Source organism: Actinoplanes sp. NPDC051633 (assembly GCF_040681735.1).
Lineage (GTDB): Bacteria > Actinomycetota > Actinomycetes > Mycobacteriales > Micromonosporaceae > Actinoplanes.
The window spans coordinates 1-3,749 of sequence record NZ_JBFAZH010000774.1 but is presented as its reverse complement, the minus strand read 5'-3'; the positions used below and the strand labels follow the sequence as shown (position 1 = coordinate 3,749).

3 protein-coding genes are annotated in these 3,749 nt (G+C 71.0%); 2 read left to right on the top strand and 1 reads right to left on the bottom strand.

The window, feature by feature from the left end; all coding sequences use genetic code 11:
- Positions 1-71: 71 nt before the first annotated feature.
- Positions 72-692: a response regulator transcription factor gene (locus tag AB0M20_RS31735; protein ID WP_364304008.1), complete on the bottom strand. Its 621-nt coding sequence runs from the start codon at positions 690-692 to the stop codon at positions 72-74.
- A gap of 293 nt (positions 693-985) precedes the next feature.
- Here AB0M20_RS31735 and AB0M20_RS31730 point away from each other — a divergent pair, with 293 nt between their 5' ends.
- Positions 986-2,728, top strand: a complete 1,743-nt coding sequence (locus AB0M20_RS31730; protein WP_364304007.1) for an NlpC/P60 family protein — start codon at positions 986-988, stop codon at positions 2,726-2,728.
- Positions 2,729-3,006: 278 nt separating this feature from the next.
- Positions 3,007-3,749, top strand: a 743-nt coding sequence (locus AB0M20_RS31725; protein WP_364304006.1) for a hypothetical protein, incomplete at its 3' end; no start/stop codon positions are given.

Sequence of the window (3,749 nt, the reverse complement as noted above, 5' to 3'; positions counted from 1 at the left end):
CTGACCAGCGCCTCGCGCTGCAGCAGGGTGTCGGCGAGGACGGCCCAGGGCTCAACGCTCGGCGTCACCGATCAGATCACGCCCTCGCGGGTGGCCACGGCCACCGCCTGTGCGCGGGTGCGGCAGTTCAGCTTCGTCAGCACGTCGTGCACCACGTTCTTCACCGTGCGCTCGGAGAAGCACAGGTCCTCGGCGATGCCGCGGGTGTCCATGCCGTCGGCGAGCAGACGCAGCACCGACCGCTCGCGGGGATTGAGCCCGGTCGGGCCGAGGTGCGATGTCTGGGTGACGTGCAGGAGCAGCCGGGCCAGCATGTCGCCGGGCATCGCGACGGTGCCGGCGACCACCGCGCGGATGCTGGCGATCAGCGTGTCGGGGGTCAGCGTGCTGTGCGGGAGCACGGCGCTCACGCCGGCGTCGACGATCTCGCGGACGGCCTGCTCGTTGACGTCGCGCACGGTGGCGACGAGGCGTACGCCCTTGCCGTCGGCCAGTCGCACGGCGCGGCGCAGGGTCGGGCCCGCGTACTCGAAAACCAGAATGTCCAGGCCCGCGGTGACCGGCGCGGGCGCCAGCGTCGAACTCTCCCCGCGGACGACGAAGTCGGCCTGCGTCAGGCATGCGGCCATGCCGCGCCGGACGATGGCATGACTGTCATCGATCCAGACGGTCGGCGGCCGTTGCAGCAGCATATTTTTTCATTCCCCCAGGTCGGCGGCGCCCCAGCCGCGCGCCAGCACATCTTGCCCCGCTCGACGCGAGCAGAACAATAGGCATCCGGCTTGTGTCGTACATCCAACTGTCCTGCCGATTTGCGGTTCCCAGCAGCCGCCCCCGCGGCTCCTGTAAGTACTTCGTCGCAGCCGCCCGAGCGGTTCGCGGGAAACGGGATTTTCTTGGCCGGCCTTGATCGTCCCCGGCCGCACGGTAGCTCATGGTGGAAAGCCCGCTATACAGAGTGGAACCGGTCTCCTACGCTCGTGCCATGCCGAGGTACTCCGCCGAACAGATCTACGGGTTTGCCCGTCGTGCCGGGTTCACTCCGGACGAAGCGGCGACGATGACCGCGATCTCGCTGGCCGAGTCGGGTGGCAACAGCCGGGCGCACAACCCGCGAGGCGAGGACTCGAAGGGGTTGTGGCAGATCAACGGCCGCGCCCATCCCGACCTGGCCTCGAAGTTCGATCTCTTCGACCCGCAGCAGAACGCCAAGGCCGCGTTCCTGGTCTCCCGCAAAGGTGAGGACATATCGCCGTGGACGGTGACGCACGGTGGGCTGGGTGCGCGCTACCTGCGGCACAAGGAAGAGGCGCAGAGCGCGGCGATCGCTTTCGGTGACGGCGCAGGCCGCGGGATCTGGACCGGCACGCCGGGGTACGGACACAAGCTGGCTGCCTCCAATGAGGACGCCGCCGCGGAGGCCGCCGCGCTGGCGGGCGGTGCCGGTGGTGGCGGCGTGACGCCCGTGGCGGCGGCCGGTGACGCCGACAACGCAGCTCTCGACACATTCCTGAAAGTTGCGAAAGCGCAAGTAGGTGACCGATATGTGTTCGGCGCCGAGGTCAAACTCAAAGACGACGATCCGGACGTATTCGACTGTTCGGAATTCACGCAATGGGCCGCGCATCAGGCCGGCACGAAGATTCCGGACGGCGCCACGGCCCAATATCTGCACCTGAAAGAAAAAGGACTGCTGATTCCGGTCGACAAGGCGAAGGACACGCCCGGGGCGCTGCTGTTCTCCTTCGACCGCGAACCCCGGCCCGGCGACGGCCGCACCCCGGGCGCGCACGTGGCCATCAGCCTGGGCGACGGCAAGGTGGTCGAGGCAGCCAACCGGCGGGCCGGTGTGCGGGAGAGCACCGCCGGCGACCGGTTCGAGTTCGCCGCCGTGCTCCCCGGCATCTCCGACGGCAGCGGCACGCCACTCGCCCAGCCCGAGCCCGCCGCGGCAGCCTCGATCGTCGAGGCCGCGCTGCCGACGGTTCCCGATCCGCTGCCGCCGCCGCCCGACCTGGGCGGCCCGGACACCGACCGCGACGGCCTGAGCGACGCGATGGAACGCCGGATCGGTCTCGACCCGCTGCGCGCGGACACCGACGGCGACAACATCAGCGACGCGCAGGAGCTGATCGTCCACAAGACCGACGCGCGCAAGGCGGACACCGACGGCGACCAGCTCAACGACGCGTTCGAGCTGGCGCAGGGCTTGAACCCGCTGTCGCCGGACACCGACGCCGACGGGCACATGGACGGCAGCCTGGCGCCGCTGCAGGTCGACTCGGACTCCGACGGCATGGACGACGCGCTCGAGCTGGCGATGGGGTTGGACGCGCGGCAGAGCGACTCCGACCGCGACGGATTCAGCGACGGCCTCGAGTACAGGATGGGCAGCAACGCGCTCGACGCCCGGGACAATCCGCTGCTGCACCCGCAGCCGGGCCAGCCGGGGACGGGTCAGCCCGGCGCCGGACAGCCCGGCACGGGTCAGCCTGGTCTCGGCCAGGTTGATCCGGCGCAGGCGGCGCTCGGCTTCGGCCCGCAGCAGCAGTTGGCGGCCGGCCGATTCCCGGTCGCCGGCGGCCAGGGCGTGTATTACAGCTCGGCCCAGGTGCCGGGCCTGGCGGCGTTCCCCGGGACCGACCCCCTGGACGACCAGCTGGTGCAGCAGGCGCCCGCGGTGGTGCCGCCCGGCGCCGACCCGCCGGATGACCCGCTACTCCCGTGACCCACAAGCGCGGCGAGGTCACCCACCGCGCGTGACCCGCAAGCGCGGGGACACCACCCACCACGGGAGCCTCGAGCCCGGCGACATCACCCACCGCGTGACCCGGCTGCCGTGATCCCGACACTCCGCCGGCGCCCTCGTCCTGGAATCATGTGATCCGACCACCGTGACCCGCGCGCTCGCCGGCGCGCTCGTTCCGGAAGTATGTGACCCGACCACCGTGATCCGCATGCTCGCCGAAACCGGCGCCTCGTACCGGAATTTGTGAATCGACTCCCGTGACCCTTGAGATCTCCCTCCAGCCGACGCCGGTTGCCCTCGCTCCCGGCGTGCCCACCCGCGTGCCCGTCACGCTCTTCAACCGGGCCGCGGCGCCCCTCGCCGTGAATGTCTCGGTCGCGCGCGGACGAGCATCCGGCTGGGCGTATGTCGACCCGCCCGACCTCACGGTCGGCGCCGGTGACACCGAGACCGTGGAGGTGGTTCTCGAGCCGCCGGCCGACCAGGCGCCCAGCTCGTCGATGGTCCCGTTCACCGTGCACGCCACCGAGCGCGCCACCGGGGAGCCGGCCGGATTCGCCACCGGCCTGATCACGGTCGCCGTGCCGATCCCGGTGGTCGGGGGCCTGCACCAGCGCGACGACTCCCCCAGCACATACGACCTCCGGCTGACCAACGAAGGCCCGGTCGCCGCACCGGTGCGGATCACCGCCGAGCTCGATCCGCCGGCGGGCAGCGTCACCGCCGAGCCCAAGGCGGTGCGACTGGAGCCGGGCGAGACGGTCACGGCCGTCGTGCGTGCCAAACCCCAGAGACCGCTGATGGGTGCGCCCAAGCCGTACTTCGTGGTCGTCGAGGTGCACGACGCGGAGGACCCGGACCGGCCACCGCTGCTCACGGCGACCGGCAGCGGCAAGCGCAAGCCGCGCGTGACGAACTGGGTCGCCGCCACCGCTGCGATCGTCGTCGCGCTCGGCGCCACCGCGGCGATCGTCTTCTCGGGGCTCCGGCTTCCCTTCCC